Source organism: Sphingomonas mollis, assembly GCF_016427505.1.
Classification (GTDB): Bacteria; Pseudomonadota; Alphaproteobacteria; order Sphingomonadales; family Sphingomonadaceae; genus Sphingomonas; species Sphingomonas mollis.
Map to the genome: position 1 here is coordinate 53,445 of NZ_JAELXS010000011.1, position 20,058 is coordinate 73,502.

Below are 20,058 nucleotides of genomic sequence, written 5' to 3' on the forward strand. Positions count from 1 at the left end.
CTCCAATTATCAGTTGGTTGGAGTTTCAGATGGTTCGCCCCCGCAACGATGTGTCGGTCACACATCCGGTCCGCAAACGCCGGCAGTTCGCGTTGATGACCAGTGCGCTGTCGGGAATGTTGCTGCTCAGTGCTTGCGGTGGAGCAAGCGGCGGTGCCGTCGAATCCGCGCCGGTCACCGTCGTGCCGGCCGGAACATCGACACCGGTCCCCGCCGCCACCCCGACACCGACGGCAACGCCGACCGCCACACCCACGTCCGTCGCCACCCAGCCGGTCGGCGCCCCATCGGCCCGCGACCGGCTGGGCATCAATGTCGTCGGCGTCAGCTATTATGGCGGGGAACCGACCTTCGCCAACCAGTTGTTCGGCCTTCGCTGGCTGGTGCCATCGGCCGGCTGGGGCGGGATCAGCTACGATCGGCTGCGTGCCGACGGCTTCCCCAAGGTGGTCGACGGTTCGGCGGCCGCGCCGGGTGTCGTCTCGATCCTCAATCCCCCGGCCGAAGCCAAGACGACGGCCACGGCCGTCACGCGCTGCACCTGGCAGGGGACGGGCAGCGTCGGCGTCGGCGGCTATCCCAAGGATCAGCGGTCGGGCGACCATTTGCTCGAATTCCGGTGGGTGCAGGCGATCAACGACGACAACCGCGTCTGGTTCGAAATCAGCAAGTCGGATGCGTCAGATCCGATCCGCGCGGTCGATTGCCGCCTGACCACCGAATCCACGAACGCCTATTTTTCGCCGTCCCTGCTGGCGCATCTGAAGCCGTTCGGCCTGTTGCGCTTCCTCGACATGTCGGCCGCCAATAGCAACCCCGGTTCGGTGACATGGTCGGCGCGCAGCCTGCCGGGTGATCTGGTCCAGCGCGGCACCGATGGCATGGCGATCGAAAACATGCTGGCGCTGGCCAACGCCAACGGTTCCAGCCCATGGTTCACCGTGCCATGGAACGCCGATGCGGACTACCATCGCCGCATGGCGCAACTGGTCCATGATACGTTGCCCGCGGGTCGCCCGGTCTATGTCGAAATCTCGAACGAGGTCTGGAACTATTCGTTCGGGCAGGCGGGTCAGGCTGAACGCGAAGGTCTGGATCGCAAGCTGTCCGACAATCGCTTTCAGGCGAACATCTATCGCTATGCGCAGAAGATCACCGAGGTGATGCCGATCTGGACGGAAGTCTTCAAGGATCGCCCCGGGGATCTGGTCCGCGTCGCGGCGACGCAGGCGGACAATGCATGGGTGGGGGCGAACATCTTCGAATGGAACAACGGTGCCGCGGTCTCGCAGGTCGATGCCATCGCCATCGCACCCTATTTCAAGATCGATACGGGCCAGCTGACCGGTGACAACGATGCCAATATGACGGCGCTCGCCGCCGAAGCGAAGCGCCAGGTCGCGGTCAAGTCGGCCGAATACAAGGCGCTGGCGAACAAATGGGGCAAGCGTCTGGTGGCGTATGAGGGCGGGCAGCATCAGATCGATCCCGACAATCAGGCCCGGCTGACGACGATGAACCGCGATCCCCGGATGCAGTACATCTACAAACAATATCTGACCGACTGGAACGCGCTGACCGGCGATGTCTTCACGCTGTATAACGCGACCGGGCCGATCAGCCGCTATGGTGCCTGGGGCCTGCGTGAATATTCCGGCCAGCCGCTCAGTGCCACGCCGAAGCTGCGCGGCGTACTGGAATTCGCAGGCTATTGAAGACTTGCCCATGATCCCGATCCATAGGCGGATCGGGATCGGGATCGACGATGGGCGACCGATCGACGGCGGGGCCATCCCCGCCGCGCCGTCGGGCCGGCAGGAAATTTCGATCGTACGACGACGCCAAGGCCGCCGAATCACGCAGGCGGCCCCAAGTCCTTGTCTTGCGCATCGCGCGATCCTCGGAACTCCATGCGGTCGACCGAACCGCGGGCAGAGCGATCCGAACGGATGGCTACCTAATAAAAGATAAGAACTCTTGTCCCATCAACATGGGATCGAGCGGAAAAGACGCGTTCCATCACAATTCCGTCACACCCGGCGTGGCCGAAACTTGGAGGAATTTATCGATGACACTTAATATCAAAGCCAAACTGTGCCGTTGGTGCGTCCAGTTGCCTTCCCCAGGGAGTTTCATATCCAAATATTGTGATACGAGGCCAATCAGGGCTGAAACGGTCCAATCATCAAATGGAGCAGGATTTTTACTCGATGTAGGAAAATCCGCGTCCAGTTAACAAAAATAAACTATTTATGAGAACAGATAGTTCAATCTGCTCATATAGAAACATTATTCAGTGAAGAGCGATGAGAGAACGAAATAAAGAGTTAGTAATGTAACTTTACAATGACAAGCGATACCAAATCGCGCCGTTTATTCTTATCGTTTAGATCCATAAATATTCCTTTTGGAGTTCATAGTACATGGGCAGCGTCACCGCGAGCAGTGTTGTTTATGCTGTGCGATCATCCACAACGTTGAAAGTTGGCGCGTCCGTCGGTGCCGTGCTGGGCATGGGGGCGGTCATCGTTCCGAACAACACGGTCGCCAAAAGCGCGCCGAGCGTTTTCGTGACGAAATCGATGCCGGCCGCAATAGCGACGCCTACACCAACGCCAACCCCGACTGCACAGCCAGCCGCACCTTCGGCGCGCGACAAGCTGGGCGTGAACGTCGTCGGCATCACCTATTATGGTGGCGAGCCGATTTTCTCCAATCAGCTGTTCGGCCTGCGCTGGCTGGTCCCGGCTGCGGGCTGGGGCGGCATCAGCAACGATCGCCTGCGGCCCGACGGCTTCCCCAAGGTGGTCGACGGTTCGGCGGCCGCGCCGGGTGTCGTCTCGATCCTCAATCCCCCGGCCGAAGCCAAGACGACGGCCACGGCCGTCACGCGCTGCACGTGGCAGGGTACGGGCAGCGTCGGCGTCGGCGGCTATCCCCGCGAACAGCGTTCGGGCGACCACTTCCTCGAATTCAAATGGGTTCAGGCGACCAATGATTCGAACCGCGTCTGGTTCCAGATCGACAAATCCGACGCATCGGACCCGATCCGCGCCGTCGATTGCCGCCTGACCACCGAGGCTTCCGACACCTATTTCGCCCCGTCGCTGATGTCGCATCTCCAGCCCTTCGGCGTGCTGCGCTTCCTCGACATGTCGGCGGCCAACAGCAACCCCGGCTCGGTGACATGGTCGGCGCGCAGCCTGCCGGGCGATCTGGTCCAGCGCGGCACCGATGGCACCGCGATCGAGACGATGGTGAAGCTGGCCAATGCCAACGGCTCCAGCCCATGGTTCACCGTGCCGTGGAACGCCGATGCCGATTATCACCGCCGCATGGCGCAACTGGTTCACGACACCGTGCCGGCGGGCAAGCCGGTCTATGTCGAAATCTCGAACGAAGTCTGGAACTACTCGTTCGGCCAGGCGGGTCAGGCCGAACGCGAAGGTACGGAGCGCAAGCTGTCCGACAATCGCTTCCAGGCGAACATCTATCGCTATGCGCAGAAGATCACCGAGACGATGCCGATCTGGGCGGACGTCTTCAAGGATCGTCCCAAGGATCTGGTCCGCGTTGCCGCGACGCAGGCGGACAATGCGTGGGTAGGTGGCAACATCTTCGAATGGAACAACGGCGCCGCCGCTGCCCAGATCGACGCCATCGCCATCGCGCCGTATTTCAAGATCGATACCGATCAGCTGACGAACGACAACAACGTCAACATGATCGCACTGGCGGCCGAAGCGAAGCGGCAGGTGGCTTTCCAGTCCGCCGCCTACAAGGTGCTGGCCGACAAGTGGGGCAAGCGTCTGCTCGCCTATGAGGGCGGCCAGCATCAGATCGATACGAACAATCAGGCCCGCCTGGAGACGATGAACCGCGATCCCCGGATGGAGACGATTTACAAGCAGTATCTGACCGACTGGAATGCACTGACCGGCGATGTCTTCAACCTGTACTCCACGACCAGCCCGATGAGCCGCTACGGTGCCTGGGGCCTGCGCGAATATGCCGGGCAGTCGTTGAGCGAGACGCCGAAGCTGCGCGGGGTGCTGGCCTACGCGAAGAGCAAGTAATATCGATCGAACCATCGCGTTCGACAGGAATGACGGGCTGCCAGCATCGCGCTGGCAGCCCTTTTTTTTGCGCGGGCGATGACGATCCGCCGAAGGATCGACCGATCCCTACCCGCAAATGAAATGTTGTATCATAATGCAGGCCTTGGCTATGGAGCCCACCGACACCGGGGGACTGTTGACCAATGACCTATTCATACCGGGCACTCGCGCGCCGCGTTGCCGCCTGCCTGCCGCTGATCGCGATCGGCCTGTCCGTGCAGGCCACCGCCCAGACCGCGACGGTGGTGGAAACCGAGACATCGGCCGACGATCACGGCGATATCGTGGTGCTCGGCACGAAATCGTCGCGCAACGACACGCTGGGATCGGATCTCATTACGCGGCGCATGTCGCAATCCAGCCGCTCGCTGGAACGCGATCTGCTGGTCGCCGCCGGCACCTATCGCCTGTCCGATGCGCTCGAACTGTTCAGCGGGATCAGCCAGCAGAATAACCGCGGCGGCTTCCTCGACAACTTCGCGATCCGCGGTTTCCTCGGCACGCCCGATGGCGGCGCGGAATATTATGTCGACGGCTTTCTCGCCAATCGCGGTCTGGCGCCACCCCGTGATCCGGCCACGACCGAGCGGATCGAGGTGCTGAAGGGGCCGGCGGGCGCCGTCTTCGGCGACATCGATCCCGCCGGTCGCGTCAACATCGTGTCGAAGACGCCGCGCTTCACCCCGCATGCAGAGGTGACGCTGCTCTATGGATCGTTCGACAATCGACGGGCGGAGGTCGATGTCACCGGGCCGCTGTCGGCGACACTGGCTGGGCGCATCGTCGTCGCGGCGGAGGACAGCGACGGCTATCGCGACTTCGTCGGCCTGTCGCGCCGCGTCGTATCGCCCTCGCTGACCTGGGAGCCGCAAAAGGGCACCCGGCTGACCGCGCTGGCGGAATATACCCGTTTCGACTCTGCCTTCGATCGCGGCGTGCCGGCGCTGAACAACGATGCGCTCGCCCTGCCGCGCACCCGCTTCTACGGCGAACCGTCCGATGGCGATCATCGTGCTCGCAACACCCGCCTGCAACTCACCGGCGAACAGGCGCTGGGCGGCGAATGGTCGCTGAACGGCGGCATCATCTGGCGGCGCAGCACCCTGCGCGGTTTCTCCAGCGACCAGTCGCGACTGGTCGGCACGCGGACGTTGTGGCGCCAACGTCGCGAGCGCGGCTATGAATCTGAGGACCTGTCGGCCCGGCTGGAACTCGCCGGCCGCTTCGACGCGCTCGGCGTCCACCACCCCAGCCTGGGCGTGAAGGGCTATACGCTCGATTATCTGGAACTGCTGCGCCGGCGTAACCCGACGGCGGCCTTCCCCTATGCGATCGACGTGTTCGATCCGGTCTATGGCGGCGTGGCCCAGCCGCTGCTCCCCTCGATCGACCAGCGCGAGACGCGGCGCGCCGCCACGGTCTATCTGCAGGATATGTGGGACGTGACCGATCGGCTGACGCTGACCGGCGGTATCCGGTACGACGCCTATCGCCAGCGCCTGCGCCGCAACCTGACCGGCATCGTCAGCCAGACCAGCGACGAGCCCGTGCGATTCCGCGCGGGCGCCCGGTATCGCGTCACCGATACGGTCGCGGTCCATGCGAACTGGGGCGAATCCTTCCTGCTGAACTCCGGCACCGGCCGTCCGCCCGCCGCCGACCAGCCAGGCCAGCCATTCGGGCCGGAGCAGGCCAAGGGATATGAATTGGGCATCGCCGGCCGTTGGCCGGGGATCGACATCGCCGCGACCTTCTTCGATATCGAAAAGCGCGGCATCCTGACCAACGATCCCATCGATGCGGGTTTCCTCGCGCCGGTCGGATCGCTCACCAGTCGCGGGGTCGAGTTGGACGCGTCGATGAAGCTGCTGCGCCGGTGGCAGCTCGTCGCCAACTACGCCTATATCGATGCGCGCGCCGACGACGCGAGTTTCGCGACGCCGGCGGTGCTGAACGTGGCCAAGCATTCGGGCACGTTGCTCGTCGTCGGCCGCTATCCGACCGGCTGGGGCACGGAATGGTCGGTAACGGGCGGCGTCGCGCATGTCGGCGACCGCGCCGGCGCCATCGACACCAGCGGCTTGCGCCTGCCGGCGTATACCAAGGTAAAGCTGTCCGGCGAGATCGGCGTCACGCCCGCACTGACACTGCGCGCAGAGGCCGACAATCTGTTCGACACGCATTACGCGATGAGCTCGTACAGCCCCGTCTGGGTATTCCCCGGCGCGCCGCGCACGGTGCGCGTGTCGGCGCGGATGACGTGGTGATGATGCGTCGATTGCGGATAATGACAGTGTTGGCGCTGGCCGGCGCACTGCCCGCTGCACTACCCGCCGCCGCCACGGCGCAGGAACGCGCGCCGTTGCCGCCGACGCTGCCATGGTCGGGCCCCAGCGAGCGCCTGATCGCCCGCGCGACCGACCCATGGATCACGCCGGTCGAGCGCAGCGGTTTCCGCACCACCCCCAGCTATGCGGAAACGAGCGCATGGCTCGACCGGCTGGTCGCCGCCTCGCCATTGCTGACGCGTGAGACGTTCGGCACCACGGCAGAGGGCAGGGCGCTCTACCTGATCCGGGCCAGCAAGGGCGGCGACAAGCCCGTCGTCCTGATCCAGGCCGGCATCCATTCGGGCGAGATCGACGGCAAGGATGCCGGGCTGATGCTGCTCCGCGACATCGCGCTGCACGGCAAGGACGACCTGCTCGACCGCGTCGATCTGGTCTTCGTGCCGATCCTGAATGCCGATGGCCACGAACGGACCAGCCCGTTCAACCGCCCCAACCAGCGCGGGCCGGAGAACCCCGGCCAGCGATCGACCGCGCAGAACATCAACCTGAACCGCGACTATGCCAAGGCGGACGCGCCGGAGACGCAGGCGATGATCCGCCTGCTGCGCCGGCTCGATCCCATGCTCTACATCGACATGCACGTGTCGGACGGGTTCGATCACGGCTATGACGTGACCTACACCTTTGCCGGATGGGGCGTGTACACCCGGTCACGGCACATCACCGATTGGCTGAACGGACCGTTCCGCGCCAGCATCGATCCGTTCGTCCGCCGCATGGGCCACCACCCGCATTTCTATCCCAGCGCGATCGACGAACGCGATCTGTCGCGCGGCCTGCGCTTCGCGGCGGAGGGGCCGCGCTATTCGACCGGGTATGGCGATTACGCCCGCATCCCGACCGTGCTGGTCGAGATGCATTCGCTCAAACCCTATCGCCAGCGCGTGCTGGGGGCCTATGCGATGATGGAGGCGGCGTTGCGCCACGTCGGTCGCGACGCACCGGCCCTGCGCAGCGCGATCGCCGGCGACCGCGCCGACCGGCCCACCGAATTGCCGGTACGCTGGCAACGGCGCGATACCCCTATCGACACGGTGCCGTTCACCGGCATGGCGCTCGAACGCTACCGCTCGCCGGCGTCGGGTGAGGAAGAGGTGCGGTATCTCGCCCGCCCGCAGGCGTTGCGCCTGCCGCTGATCGGGCAGACGCCGGTCGCCACCGTCCGTCTGCCGCGCGCATGGTGGGTGCCGGTCAGCGCGACCGACGTCATCGCCCGGCTCGACCTGCACGGCATCGCCTATACGCGGATCGACGCGGCGCAAACGCTGGATCTCGACATGGCACGGATCATCGATCCGGTGCTGGGACCGGCCAGCGAGGGACGGATCATGCTGTCTGGCCAGTTCCGTCACCAACGCCGCCGGGAAACGATGCCCGCCGGATCGGTGCGCATACCGTACGATCAGGACCGCGGATTGCTGGCCGCCGCCCTGCTCGAACCGGAATCAGTCGATTCGTTGCTGGCATGGGGGCTGTTCCCGGCGATGCTGCAGAAGAATGGCGGCATCGAACGGTTCGCGAGCGCGCCGATGGCCGATGCGATGCTGGCCCGCGATCCGGCGCTGCGCGCCGCGTTCGAGGCAAAACTGGCAGCCGATCCCGCCTTCGCCGCCGATGGCGAGGCGCGGCTCGCCTGGTTCGTCGATCGTTCGCCCTATCGCGACGACCGGTATCTGCTCTACCCGGTCGGCCGCGAGGTGCCGCGCGACTAGGGCATGATGACGTTGTTTTAACCGATCATTGCGAGCGCAGCGAAGCAACCCGGAGCAGCACGTAATGCCCTGGGTTGCATCACTCCGCTCGCCATGAGGACCGGGTCCGTCTTACGTCGTCAGGCTCTGGGCTATTGCATAGTCCCCGACATACCGGGCACGGCCAGCGCCATCATGATCCGCGTCGAACAGATCGCGCAATCCAGTCCCATCGCCGCGCCCGCCGGACAATTCAGGCAGGCACGGCGAACCAGCGACCCGTCGATCAGGCCGAGCAACTGCTGCTCGTCCTCGGTCGTCGTCCCCGCGTGTCCGACCGTCACCGGCCGCCCGAGCGCATCTTCGTAGAAGCGGAGCAGGCTGTCGAACACCGGCGCCAGCATCGCGCATTGATGGCCGGTTAGGGTCCGCGACAGGCAAGGCTGCACAGCCACCCCCGCATCGCGCGCATCGCGCCAGCACCGGGTGGCATCGATCAGGATCGCGCCCGTAACGGGCAACGCGAGAGAAGACATCATCCTGTTCGATCAATCATTGTTGCGAGTCGTTCGCAATTCATACCCGCGTGATATGACAGAGGCAAGACGCGCGGCGGTTATATCATCGCGTGTGGGCGCTCACGCCGTCGCCATCAAAGCACCACCGTCACCGGCTGGCCGCCCTTGATTCCCGCCAGCACCATGCGTTCCCACACCGCGACGTCGCCGACCGCGGCCATCGCCTGATCGGGCTCGCGCAGCGTCTTCAGGACGGCGATCGCATCGGGAAGGTAGTCGCGCCATGCCGCATCCACCTGCGCGCTGGCCGAGGCATGGGCGCCGTCGGCGTTGGCGCTCAGCCGCTCGGCGGCGATCACCCGCGCGATGCGCTCGGTGATCGGGGTGGTGGACACGTCCATGGTATCTCTCCTCGCGGGTTCACCATAGCAAACCCGCGAAGAGTGTTCAGTATCCGTCCAGACGTATGCGATCAGCGCGAGGCGGACGGGCCGCTGCGCGCACCGCCACCGCTGCGACCACGGCCACCACCGCCACCACCGCCGCCGGCAGGACGACCACCGCCACCGGCCGGACGACCGCCGCCGCCATTGCCACCACCGGCGGGGCGACCACCGCCCCGGCTGGCATTGGCATAGCTGCGACCGTTGCCCGTGGGCGACGCGGCATGCGTCGCGCGGGGGCGGGCGGGGTCACGCTGCTGACGCGGGCGATCCTCACGCGGCGAGGGATCGGCGCCGATCGCGTTCACGCGCTGCGACTTGATCTTGTTCGCCTGGTTCATGAAGTCGTCGGGCAGTGCCTGCACCGGCACCTTCTGGCGCGTCGTCTTCTCGATGTCGCGCATATACGCCTTCTCGTCATCCGCGCAGAACGAGATCGCGACGCCCGATGCGCCGGCGCGCGCGGTGCGGCCGATGCGGTGGACATATTGCTCGGGCACGTTCGGCAGTTCGAAGTTGATGACGTGGCTCACGCCCGACACGTCGATGCCGCGCGCGGCGATGTCGGTGGCGACCAGGATCTTGGTCTTGCCGTCCTTGAACTCGCCCAGCGCCCGCTCGCGCTGGCCCTGGCTCTTGTTGCCGTGGATCGCGTTCGACGCGATGCCGTTGCCGGCCAGCAGCTTCACGACGCGGTCGGCGCCGTGCTTGGTACGGGTGAACACCAGCGCGCGGTCGATCGACGGATCGTTCAACGTGATCGTCAGCAGAGCCTGCTTCTCCGACTGGTTCACGAACGTCACGAACTGGTCGACGCGCTCGGCGGTGGTGGCGGCCGGCTTGACCGACACGGTGGCCGGCTCATGCAGGAACTGGCTGGCCAGCTCGCGGATCGACACCGGCATGGTGGCCGAGAAGAACAGCGTCTGGCGCTTCTTCGGGACCATCCGCACGATCTTCTTCAACGCGTGGATGAAGCCCAGGTCGAGCATCTGGTCGGCTTCGTCGAGGACGAGGATCTCGATCATCGACAGGTTCACGAAGCCCTGCTCGACCAGATCGATCAGGCGGCCCGGCGTGGCGACGAGGATGTCGACGCCGCGGCTCATGTCCTGACGGTTCTTGTTGATGCTGGTGCCGCCGAAGACCGTGGTCACCGACATCTTCGAGAACTTGCCGTATTCACGCGCCGAATCGGCGATCTGGCTGGCCAGCTCGCGGGTCGGGGCGAGCACGAGCATGCGGCAATGCGTCGGCAGCACGCGCTTCTGCACGGCGACCATGCGCTGGATCGATGGCAGGACGAACGCGGCGGTCTTGCCGGTGCCGGTCTGGGCGATGCCGAGCAGGTCGCCGCCTTCCAGCAGCTGCGGAATGGCCTGTGCCTGGATCGGAGTGGGAGTAGTATAGCCCTTCGCTTCGAGCGCACGGACCAGAGGCTCGGCAAGGCCGAGATCGGAAAAAGACATGGAGAAACCTTGTACTACGGTGCCATGCACCGTGACGCGAAAAGGCGCACGGGGGTGGCGGGGGGAGAATGACGCCCCGCGTGATTAGGGAAGCCTTAGCTCGACCGAGGCGGAGCACGAACAATCCGGTTTTTCCGGATGAAGTCCGCTCACGCTGCATGACGCCTCGATGCCGTGCCAGATACGCCGATCCGCCCATAAGTCAAGGTCGGCGGTATCATACCACGTCATGACAAAGGGTCGGGGACCAGACCGATTGCGGCGTCTGCGGGCTTGTCGGCACCGGGGTGATCGCTCTACGCCTGTACCCATAACAATATCGAGAGGATGGCGATGAAACTGGCAAGCATGAAGCAGGGGCGTGACGGCCGGCTGGTCGTCGTGTCGTCCGATCTCGCATGGTGCGCCGATGCCGCGCATATCGCACCGACGTTGCAGGCCGCGCTCGATGACTGGGACCGGCTGGCGCCGCTGCTCGAAAACCTGTCGACCGATCTCGACCATGGCGTGATCCCGCGCGAACGTTTTCACGAGCATGACGCGGCGGCACCCTTGCCGCGCGCGTACCAATGGGCCGACGGCTCCGCCTATGTGAACCACGTCGCGCTGGTGCGTCAGGCGCGCGGGGCGGACATGCCCGACACCTTCTGGCACGATCCGTTGATGTATCAGGGTGGCTCCGACGGCTTTCTCGGCCCGCGCGATCCCATCCCCCTCGCCGACGAGGCATGGGGTTGCGATCTGGAGGCGGAGATCGTCGTCGTCACCGGCGACGTGCCGCCGGGGGCAAGCCGGGACGAGGCGCTCGCCGCGATCCGGCTGGTCGGCCTGACCAACGACGTATCGTTGCGCAACCTGATCCCCGGCGAACTCGCCAAGGGCTTCGGTTTCTTCCAGTCGAAACCGGCCAGCGCCTTCTCGCCCGTCTTCGTCACCCCTGATACGCTGGGCGACTGGTGGCGGGACGGCAAGCTGCACCGGGTGCTGATGGTCGACCTGAACGGCCAGCCCTTCGGCCGCGCGCAGGCGGGCGAGGACATGACCTTCGATTTCGGCACGCTCGTGGCGCACGCCGCGAAGACGCGCGCGCTGGGGGCGGGGACGATCATCGGTTCGGGCACGGTATCGAATCGCGATGCCGATGGCGGCCCCGGCAAACCGATCGCGGCGGGCGGCGTCGGCTATTCCTGCCTGGCCGAGGTGCGGACGGTCGAGACGATCACCGGCGGCACCGCGACGACGCCGTTCCTGAAGCAGGGCGACACCGTCCGCATCTGGGCGGAGGACGATCGCCACCACCCGATCTTCGGCGTCATCGAACAGGTGGTGGGCGGGTAGGGCCTAAACCTTCGGCTCAATCCGTCATTGCGAGCGTAGCGAAGCGACCCAGGGCGTCACGTGCTGCTCCGGGTTGTTTCGCTGCGCTCTCAGCGACCGAGCGCGACGGTGCCGGCATAATCGATCGCTGCCATCAGCGCACGGGGCGCACCGGGCAGGGCACGCAGGCCAAGCATCAGGCCCGCCGCCATCGCATTGGCGGCCAGCCACGGCAGCAACAGCATCGCCGCCAGCATCAGCGTCGGGATGCCCACCAGCACGCGCGCCAGCGGCGAGGAGGATGATTTCGCGGCGACGATCGGACCCATGTACATGGCGAGGCGTTTCCCTGTTTCGGTCATGGGTTTTTCGCAGAAGGCGGTTAACGCGACGTTACGACCGGCCGACAACCGACCAAAACAGCGCTTGAAATTTTATAACAAGCGCGCGAAAGAAAATCCGTGCGGTATCGCCCGTGCCAATGATGATCTGGAGAGAAGGATGGCCGAGCACACTCGTGCCAATTTGCCGCCGCTGGCGCTGCATGTTCCGGAACCGAAGTTCCGGCCCGGCGACGCCGTGGATTTCGCCGCGGTCGATGTGCCGCCGGCCGGGGCCACCCGCCGTCCCGACACGGCCGATGCCGCGCGCTCCTTCACCGATATCGCTTATGGTCTGGTCCGCGTCCTCGATGACGAGAACAACGCGGTCGGCCCCTGGGACCCCCGCCTGTCGCCGGATATGCTGCGGCGAATGCTGCGCAGCATGGCGTTGCTCCGCGCGTTCGACGAACGCATGTTCCGGGCGCAGCGACAGGGCAAGACCAGCTTCTACATGAAGGCGACGGGCGAGGAGGCGGTGTCGGTCGCCGCTGCCCATGCGCTGGATTACGAGGACATGTGCTTCCCCTCCTATCGCCAGCAGGGGCTGTTGATCGCGCGGGGCTGGAGCCTCGTCGATATGATGAACCAGATCTATTCGAACAGTGCCGACCGGTTGCAGGGCAAGCAGCTGCCGATCATGTATTCGGCGCGCGAGGCCGGGTTCTTCTCGATCTCCGGCAACCTCACGACGCAATATCCTCAGGCCGTGGGTTGGGCGATGGCGTCCGCCGCCAAGGGCGATACGCGTATCGCCGCGGTGTGGTGCGGCGAGGGTTCGACCGCGGAGGGCGACTTCCATTCCGCCTGCACCTTCGCCGCCGTATACCGCGCGCCGGTCATCATGAACGTCGTCAACAACCAGTGGGCGATCAGCAGCTTCTCCGGGTTCGCCGGTGCCGAATCGACCACCTTCGCGGCGCGCGCGGTCGGTTACGGCATCGCCGGCCTGCGCGTGGACGGCAACGACGCGCTGGCGGTCTATGCGGCGACGCAATGGGCGGCGGAGCGGGCGCGGACCAATCAGGGACCGACGCTGATCGAACATTTTACCTATCGTGCCGAGGGTCATTCGACCTCCGACGATCCCGGCCAGTATCGCTCAGCCGGCGAGCCGACCGCATGGCCGCTGGGCGATCCGGTCAAGCGGCTGAAGGACCACCTGATCGCCATCGGCGAATGGGACGAGGATCGCCACGCCGCGCAGGACCGCGAACTCGCCGAAGAGGTGAAGGCCGCCCAGAAGGAAGCCGAAAAGAACGGCATCCTCGGCCACGGCCTCCACCAACCGCTCGACACGCTGTTCGACGGCGTGTTCGAAGAGATGCCGTGGCACCTGCGCGAACAACAGGCACAGATGATCGCGGAAGAGACGGCGAGCGGCCGCCCATGGGATCGCAAGTGATGATTTCGACTTCAATCCTCCCCGGCACGGGGAGGGGGACCATGCAAAGCATGGTGGAGGGGGCTATCCACCAGCGACACGTTTGGGGAGTCCCCCCTCCACCACCGGCTTCGCCGTCGGTCCCCCTCCCCGTGCCGGGGAGGATCTAGGCATGACGATGACCGAAGAACCAACCACCCGCATGAACATGATCCAGGCGATCAACTCCGCGCTCGACGTCGTCATGGCGCGCGATCCGGACGTGGTCGTGATGGGCGAGGATGTCGGCTATTTCGGCGGCGTGTTCCGCGCCACCGCCGGCCTGCAGGCGAAATACGGCAAGACGCGCGTGTTCGACACGCCGATCACCGAATGCGGCATCATCGGCGTCGCGGTCGGCATGGGCGCCTATGGCCTGCGTCCCGTCCCCGAAATCCAGTTTGCCGATTACATCTATCCCGCGCTGGACCAGCTCGTGTCGGAGGCCGCGCGCCTGCGTTACCGCTCGGCCGGCGAATTCATCTCGCCGATGACGGTGCGCTCGCCGTTCGGCGGCGGCATCTTCGGCGGCCAGACGCATTCGCAAAGCCCAGAAGGCATCTTCACCCATGTCTCCGGCGTGAAGACGGTGATCCCCTCCACCCCCTATGACGCCAAGGGCCTGCTGATTGCCGCGATCGAGGACAACGACCCGACGATCTTCTTCGAGCCCAAGCGCATCTATAACGGCCCGTTCAACGGATACTGGGATCGCCCCGCCGAAAACTGGTCGAAGCATCCCGCCGGCGACGTGCCGACCGGTTACTACAAGATCGAACTCGGCAAGGCGAAGGTCGTCCGCGACGGCGAAGCGCTGACGATCCTCGCCTATGGCACGATGGTCCATGTCTGCACCGCCGTCGTCGCCGAGGCCGGCGTCGATGCCGAAATCATCGACCTGCGCACGCTGGTGCCCCTCGACATCGAGACGATCGAGGCATCGGTGAAGAAAACCGGCCGCTGCATGATCGTGCACGAGGCGACGCGCACGTCCGGCTTCGGCGCCGAACTGTCGGCCTTGGTGCAGGAACGCTGCTTCTATCACCTCGAAGCCCCGATCGAGCGCGTGACCGGCTTCGACACGCCATACCCGCACAGCCTGGAATGGGCATATTTCCCCGGCCCCGTCCGCATCGGCGAGGCGCTCAAGAAGATCATGAAGGACGGTTGAGAGATGGCCCGCTTCACCTTCAAGCTCCCCGATATCGGCGAAGGCATCGCCGAGGCCGAGATCGTCGCCTGGCACGTCGCCGTCGGCGACCGGGTTCAGGAAGACCAGAACATCGCCGACATGATGACCGACAAGGCCACGGTCGAAATGGAATCGCCCGTGTCCGGCACCGTGGTCGAACTAGCCGGCGAGGTCGGCGATCAGGTCGCGATCGGTGCCGCGCTGGTGGTGATCGAAACGGAGGCCGATGTCGCCGCCGAAGAAGCCCCCGCGCTTGGCCCCATCACCAACGAACTGAACGCCGCCGCCCTGTCGGCCGATCAAGAGGAAGTCGCGCAACAATACGAAGCCGAAAACCCCGGCGTCGAAGAGGTTGTCGAGCAAAAGCCCTCTCCCCTTCAGGGGAGAGGGTTGGGAGAGGGGGAGTCCCCCATCCTGTCGGATGTCGCGAATGTCCCCCTCTCCCCGACCTTCTCCCCTGAAGGGGAGAGGGAGAAGGCCCACATCCTCGCCTCCCCCGCCGTCCGCGCCCGCGCCCGCGACCTCGGCATCGACCTCGCCACCGTCAAGACCGATGGCGACCGCGTCCGCCACGCCGATCTCGACGCCTATCTCCGCTACGGAGCCGGGCAGGGCTACACCGCCCCCGGCACCAGCCGCGCCCGCCCCGACGAGGCGATCCGCGTCATCGGCATGCGTCGCCGCATCGCCGAGAACATGGCCGCGTCGAAGCGCGCGATCCCGCACTTTACCTATGTCGACGAGATCGACGTGACCGCGCTGGAGGCGATGCGCGCCGACCTGAACGCCAACCGTGGCCAGCGCCCCAAGCTGACCATGCTGCCGCTGATGATCGTCGCGATCTGTCGCACGCTGCCCGACTTCCCGATGCTCAACGCGCGCTACGATGACGAGGCGGGGGTGGTCACCCGCGCCGGCCGCGTCCATCTGGGCATGGCGACGCAGACCGACGCGGGCCTCACCGTCCCCGTCATCCGCGACGCGCAGGACCGCAACGTCTGGCAACTGGCGACCGAGATCACGCACCTGGCCGAGGCCGCCCGCGCCAACCGGCTGAAGCCCGACGAGATGGGCGGCGGCACGATCACGATCACCTCGCTGGGGCCGCTCGGCGGCATCGCGACGACGCCCGTCATCAACCGGCCCGAAGTCGCGATCATCGGCCCCAACCGCATCGTCGAACGCCCCGTCTTCCGGGGCGACGACGTGGTCCGCGCCAAGCTGATGAACCTGTCGATCAGCTGCGACCACCGCGTCGTCGATGGCTGGGACGCGGCCAGTTACGTGCAGGCGGTGAAACTATTCCTCGAAACGCCGGTTCTGCTGTTCGCGGACTGAGGAGACGGGCGATGCGCGGCATGGATAACGGCACGGTGACGATCGAGGGCCGGTTCCGCGGCATGGTGAACGGCACCGCGATCGTCCCCGCCGGGGCCGATGCCGAGATCGCCGGCATGATAAACGGCACGCTGATCGCCGAGCGCGGATCGCGCGTCCACATCTCCGGCATGGTCAATGGCGGGATCGTCGATCGCGGCGCCGCGATCACGGTGTCGGGCATGGTCGGCTGACGAACCACCCGTAAAGCGATCCTTTGTTGCACTGCGGCGTCCGCCCGGCGATGGCGCGCCCATGATCGAGCGCAAGGGATTATGGCTGGGCGTCGGCGCCTATGTGCTGTGGGGGCTGCTGCCGCTGTATCTGAAGCTGCTGGCCGGCGTGCCGGCGTTGCAGGTGTTGAGCCACCGCGTCGTCTGGTCGCTGCTGCTGCTTGCCATCGCCGTGGTCGTGCTGCGCAAGGTGCCGGCGATCCGCGCGGCGGCGCGCGGGCGGACATTGCTCCTGCTGATGGCCAGCGCCGCGCTGATCGCGATCAACTGGCTGGTCTATATCTGGTCGGTCCAGCACGCGCATGTGCTGGAGGCCAGCCTCGGCTATTTCATCAACCCGCTGGTCAACGTCGCGCTGGGCGTCGCGGTGCTGGGCGAGCGGGTGTCACGGGTGCAGAAGATCGCGGTCGGCATCGCCGCGGCGGGCGTGCTCGCGCTGGCGGTGGTCGGTGGTGGCGCCATCTGGATATCGCTGGCGCTGGCGGCCAGTTTCGGCCTGTACGGCCTGATCCGGAAGGTCGCGAAGATCGACGCGCTCGGCGGCCTGACGGTGGAAACTATGCTGCTCGCCCCCGCCTCGCTCGCCGTCATCCTCTATGCCGGCGCGACCGGGCAGGGGGCGTTCGGCGAGACGCGCTCGCTCGACTGGCTGCTGATCCTCGCCGGCCCGGCGACCGCTGCGCCGCTACTGCTGTTCGCGGCGGCGGCGCGGCGGCTGCGCTACGCGACGCTGGGGCTGCTCCAGTACATCGCGCCGACGCTGCAATTCGCAGAGGCCGTGTTGCTGTTCGGTGAGCCGTTGCGCGCGATCCATATCGTCACGTTCGTCGCGATCTGGACCGGATGTGCGCTGTATGCGTGGGATTCGTGGGCGAGCAGCCGGGCGGTATAGCCCCCATCCGTCATTGCGAGCGGAGCGAAGCAACCCAGAGCCACGCGTGCCGCCCTCGATTGCCTTGCTCCGCTCGCCATGACGCAACAACCGAACACCCGCCGCGGCAAAGCCGTGTCGTCGGACGGGTCGGCCCTTGGCCACCCGCCGGCCGGGTCGGGCGCTCATGCTCTCGCACGACCGGCGCGGGCGTGGCCGCGCCTGCGCCCTACCGCATCAGCACCAGTTCTTCCGCCATCGACGGATGCAGCGCCACCGTGGCGTCGAAATCGGCCTTGGTCAGCCCCGCCTTCACCGCCACCGCGCACGCCTGGATGATTTCCGGCACGTCCGGCCCGATCATGTGAATGCCCACCACCCGATCGGTGTCACCATCGCACACCATCTTGTAGAGCGCCCGCTCGTTGCGCCCCGCCAGCACGTTCTTCATCGGCCGGAAGTCGGACGAATAGACCTTTACCGATCCCAGTTTCTGCCTGGCCTCCGCCTCCGTCATCCCCACCCCGGCGAGCGGCGGGTGGCTGAACACGGCGGCCGGCACGCAACCATAATCCACCGTCGTCGGCTTGTTGCCGTATACGGTGTCGGCGAACGCCTGCCCCTCGCGGATCGCCACGGGGGTCAACTGGATACGGTTCGTCACGTCGCCGATCGCGTAGATCGACGGGCAGGTCGACCGGTTCTCGCCATCCACCTTCACCGCGCCGAGTTCGTCCAGCTCGACGCCGGCATCGGCCAGTCCCAGACCCTCGGTATTGGGGCGACGGCCAGTGGCGAACAGCACGCAATCGACCACGACCGGCTCGTGATTGGCGAGATGGACGGTCAGGCAGCCATCCTCCCCCTTATCGATCCCCCGGAACGCCGCGTCGAAGCGGAATTCGATGCCCTTCATCGTCGAAATCTGGAGCAGCCGGTCGCGGATCTGCGCATCATAGCCGCGCAGCAATTCCTGGCTGCGGTTCGCCAGGATCACATGGCTGCCGAACTGATGGAAGATGCCCGCAAACTCGTTGGCGATGTACCCGCCACCCGCGATCAGGATGCGCCGGGGCAATTCGGGCAGGTCGAACACCTCGTTGGAGGTGATGCCATGTTCGTGACCGGGGCATTCCGGGATCGCCGGATGCGCGCCGACCGCGACCAGAATGCGCTCGGCGGTCTTTTCGGTCCCGTCGGCGAGGCGAACCGTGTTCGGCCCCGTCACCACCGCGCGCTGCGGGATGATGTCGACATGGTTGTTGTTCAACGTCTGCGTGTAGGCGCCGTTGATCCGGTCGACCTCCGCCATCACGTTGTCGCGCAGCGTGCTCCACGAAAAGCTGCACGGGGAGGGGACGTCCCAGCCGAAATGCTTCGCGTCGCGCAGGTCCTCCGCGAAGTGCGCGCCGTACACGAGCAGCTTCTTGGGTACGCAACCGCGGATCACGCACGTGCCGCCGACCCGATACTCCTCCGCCACCGCCACGCGCGCGCCGTGCGCGGCGGCGACGCGGCTGGCGCGGGTGCCGCCGGAACCGGCGCCGAGGACGAAGAGGTCGTAATCATATTGGGGCATGTAGGTCCTTCCGTTCCCCGGCATGTGGCGCGGTCGCGGGGCATCGGCAAGACTTGGCGCCCCGAGCGATCGACCATGCGATGGTCGATTCGATCGCCGGCGCGCGAAATGCCGGAATAAATCGGCATCAATCATGACATACTTGCCACCGTGCCCCGATCGGCCCTATTTCGGGGGTGCAACAGGGAAATGACATGTCAGTACTGGTTGGCCATTCGGTCTCCGATGCCGATGGCAGGATTCTGACGATGGATCAGTCGCTATGCGATCTGCTTCAACGCTCTGCCGCAGAGTTGGTGGGGATGAGCTATGCCGATCTGACCCACCCCGACGATGTCGTCCGCAACGTCGCCGACGTCGAATCGCTGCGGGTGTGCGGCGGTCCGGTGCTCGTCCGCAAACGCTATGTCCGCGCCGACTCGTCGACCGTCTGGTGCGACGTCCATGTCTCGCGGTTCGCCAGTCCCGATGGCGGGCGCCTGATCGGGACGATCCATCTCGTCAATCCGGGTGCCGTCGACCGGGGACCGGAAAGCCTGTGGCGCGCGGCCCGGCGGGTCGGCGATCTGATGATCCAGCGGCGCATCGAATTCGGCAGCGACCTGTTCGCCGATCAGGCATGGTCGATCCTGCTCGACACCTATCTGGCGGAGGCGGAGGGTCGCCTGATCAGCATCGCCGAGATCGGCCATAGTCTGGAATCAACCGGTCCCCTGACCGAACGCTGGATCAAGGCGCTGGAATCGCGCGGATGGATCGAACGGACGATCTGGGATCTCGGCGCCATCCAGTTGACGGCGGACGGCCTGACCAGGATCGAACGGCTGCTGGCATCGCAGGTCGTCTAGACGCCGGTATCCCGCTCCTCGATCATGCCGATCGCATGGGCGACATAGGCGGCGGGCGCACTCAACTGTGCGGCGTCGAGCAGATCCAGCGCTTCGGCAAGCAGTGTTCTGGCGCGCTCGATCTCGAATCTGCTCTGCTCGTCCGTCATCCTGGGATTTTCCGTTGAAGGTGGCGGGCACTACCACCAATACGCTTGGCCTAGCAATGAGTTGACTGACACCGGCATTGCCCCGGACCGGGATTCCAC

Annotated in this window: 17 protein-coding genes; 11 read left to right on the forward strand and 6 right to left on the reverse strand. The window is 65.6% G+C overall.

What is annotated here, in order from left to right; genetic code table 11:
* The first annotated feature begins 29 nt into the window (after positions 1-29).
* The 4 genes from JAO74_RS16510 (at position 30) to JAO74_RS16525 (ending at position 8,181) form a co-directional block, all read left to right on the forward strand.
* Positions 30-1,715, forward strand: coding sequence for a hypothetical protein (locus JAO74_RS16510; RefSeq protein WP_199040698.1), 1,686 nt, complete (start codon positions 30-32; stop codon positions 1,713-1,715).
* A gap of 762 nt (positions 1,716-2,477) precedes the next feature.
* Positions 2,478-4,076 carry a hypothetical protein gene (locus JAO74_RS16515; protein WP_233151113.1) on the forward strand — a complete coding sequence of 533 codons (1,599 nt, stop codon included), beginning with the start codon at positions 2,478-2,480 and terminating at the stop codon, positions 4,074-4,076.
* A gap of 185 nt (positions 4,077-4,261) precedes the next feature.
* The gene (locus JAO74_RS16520; protein WP_199040702.1) at positions 4,262-6,385 is read left to right on the forward strand and encodes a TonB-dependent siderophore receptor; all 2,124 of its coding nucleotides are present in this window, start codon (positions 4,262-4,264) and stop codon (positions 6,383-6,385) included.
* Between the two features lie 20 nt (positions 6,386-6,405).
* Complete coding sequence (locus JAO74_RS16525; RefSeq protein ID WP_233151114.1) at positions 6,406-8,181, forward strand: M14 family metallopeptidase; 1,776 nt, start codon at positions 6,406-6,408, stop codon at positions 8,179-8,181.
* A gap of 131 nt (positions 8,182-8,312) precedes the next feature.
* Here JAO74_RS16525 and JAO74_RS16530 read toward each other — a convergent pair whose 3' ends face one another.
* The 3 genes from JAO74_RS16530 to JAO74_RS16540 form a co-directional block, all read right to left on the reverse strand.
* Complete coding sequence (locus JAO74_RS16530; protein WP_199040705.1) at positions 8,313-8,699, reverse strand: hypothetical protein; 387 nt, start codon at positions 8,697-8,699, stop codon at positions 8,313-8,315.
* 113 nt (positions 8,700-8,812) lie between these two features.
* On the reverse strand, positions 8,813-9,079 hold the full coding sequence (locus JAO74_RS16535; RefSeq protein ID WP_199040708.1) for a hypothetical protein: 267 nt from the start codon (positions 9,077-9,079) through the stop codon (positions 8,813-8,815).
* Positions 9,080-9,150: 71 nt separating this feature from the next.
* Positions 9,151-10,590 (reverse strand): DEAD/DEAH box helicase, encoded by a 1,440-nt coding sequence (locus tag JAO74_RS16540; protein WP_199040711.1) that lies wholly within the window; start codon positions 10,588-10,590, stop codon positions 9,151-9,153.
* Positions 10,591-10,923: 333 nt separating this feature from the next.
* On the opposite strand from JAO74_RS16540, the gene JAO74_RS16545 reads away from it, so the two are divergent.
* Positions 10,924-11,928, forward strand: coding sequence for a fumarylacetoacetate hydrolase family protein (locus JAO74_RS16545; RefSeq protein WP_199040787.1), 1,005 nt, complete (start codon positions 10,924-10,926; stop codon positions 11,926-11,928).
* 89 nt (positions 11,929-12,017) lie between these two features.
* Here JAO74_RS16545 and JAO74_RS16550 read toward each other — a convergent pair whose 3' ends face one another.
* Complete coding sequence (locus tag JAO74_RS16550; RefSeq protein WP_199040714.1) at positions 12,018-12,269, reverse strand: hypothetical protein; 252 nt, start codon at positions 12,267-12,269, stop codon at positions 12,018-12,020.
* A gap of 139 nt (positions 12,270-12,408) precedes the next feature.
* Here JAO74_RS16550 and JAO74_RS16555 point away from each other — a divergent pair, with 139 nt between their 5' ends.
* The 5 genes from JAO74_RS16555 to rarD all read left to right on the forward strand — a co-directional run bounded on the left by JAO74_RS16555 (position 12,409) and on the right by rarD (position 17,404).
* Positions 12,409-13,692 (forward strand): 3-methyl-2-oxobutanoate dehydrogenase (2-methylpropanoyl-transferring) subunit alpha, encoded by a 1,284-nt coding sequence (locus tag JAO74_RS16555; RefSeq protein ID WP_199040717.1) that lies wholly within the window; start codon positions 12,409-12,411, stop codon positions 13,690-13,692.
* 151 nt (positions 13,693-13,843) lie between these two features.
* Positions 13,844-14,881 carry an alpha-ketoacid dehydrogenase subunit beta gene (locus JAO74_RS16560; RefSeq protein WP_233151115.1) on the forward strand — a complete coding sequence of 346 codons (1,038 nt, stop codon included), beginning with the start codon at positions 13,844-13,846 and terminating at the stop codon, positions 14,879-14,881.
* Positions 14,882-14,884: 3 nt separating this feature from the next.
* The gene (locus JAO74_RS16565) at positions 14,885-16,240 is read left to right on the forward strand and encodes a dihydrolipoamide acetyltransferase family protein (RefSeq protein WP_199040720.1); all 1,356 of its coding nucleotides are present in this window, start codon (positions 14,885-14,887) and stop codon (positions 16,238-16,240) included.
* Between the two features lie 11 nt (positions 16,241-16,251).
* The gene (locus JAO74_RS16570; protein WP_199040723.1) at positions 16,252-16,473 is read left to right on the forward strand and encodes a hypothetical protein; all 222 of its coding nucleotides are present in this window, start codon (positions 16,252-16,254) and stop codon (positions 16,471-16,473) included.
* 61 nt (positions 16,474-16,534) lie between these two features.
* Positions 16,535-17,404, forward strand: coding sequence for an EamA family transporter RarD (gene rarD, locus JAO74_RS16575; RefSeq protein WP_199040725.1), 870 nt, complete (start codon positions 16,535-16,537; stop codon positions 17,402-17,404).
* Between the two features lie 208 nt (positions 17,405-17,612).
* Here rarD and gorA read toward each other — a convergent pair whose 3' ends face one another.
* Complete coding sequence (gene gorA, locus JAO74_RS16580) at positions 17,613-18,962, reverse strand: glutathione-disulfide reductase (protein ID WP_199040728.1); 1,350 nt, start codon at positions 18,960-18,962, stop codon at positions 17,613-17,615.
* A gap of 194 nt (positions 18,963-19,156) precedes the next feature.
* Between gorA and JAO74_RS16585 the strand changes: the two genes are divergently transcribed.
* The gene (locus JAO74_RS16585; RefSeq protein WP_199040731.1) at positions 19,157-19,810 is read left to right on the forward strand and encodes a PAS domain-containing protein; all 654 of its coding nucleotides are present in this window, start codon (positions 19,157-19,159) and stop codon (positions 19,808-19,810) included.
* Here JAO74_RS16585 and JAO74_RS16590 read toward each other — a convergent pair.
* A complete protein-coding gene (locus tag JAO74_RS16590) occupies positions 19,807-19,959 on the reverse strand; it encodes a hypothetical protein (protein WP_199040734.1) in 153 nt (50 codons plus the stop codon). The two genes, JAO74_RS16585 and JAO74_RS16590, sit on opposite strands and share 4 nt — an antisense overlap.
* Between the last annotated feature and the right edge of the window lie 99 nt (positions 19,960-20,058).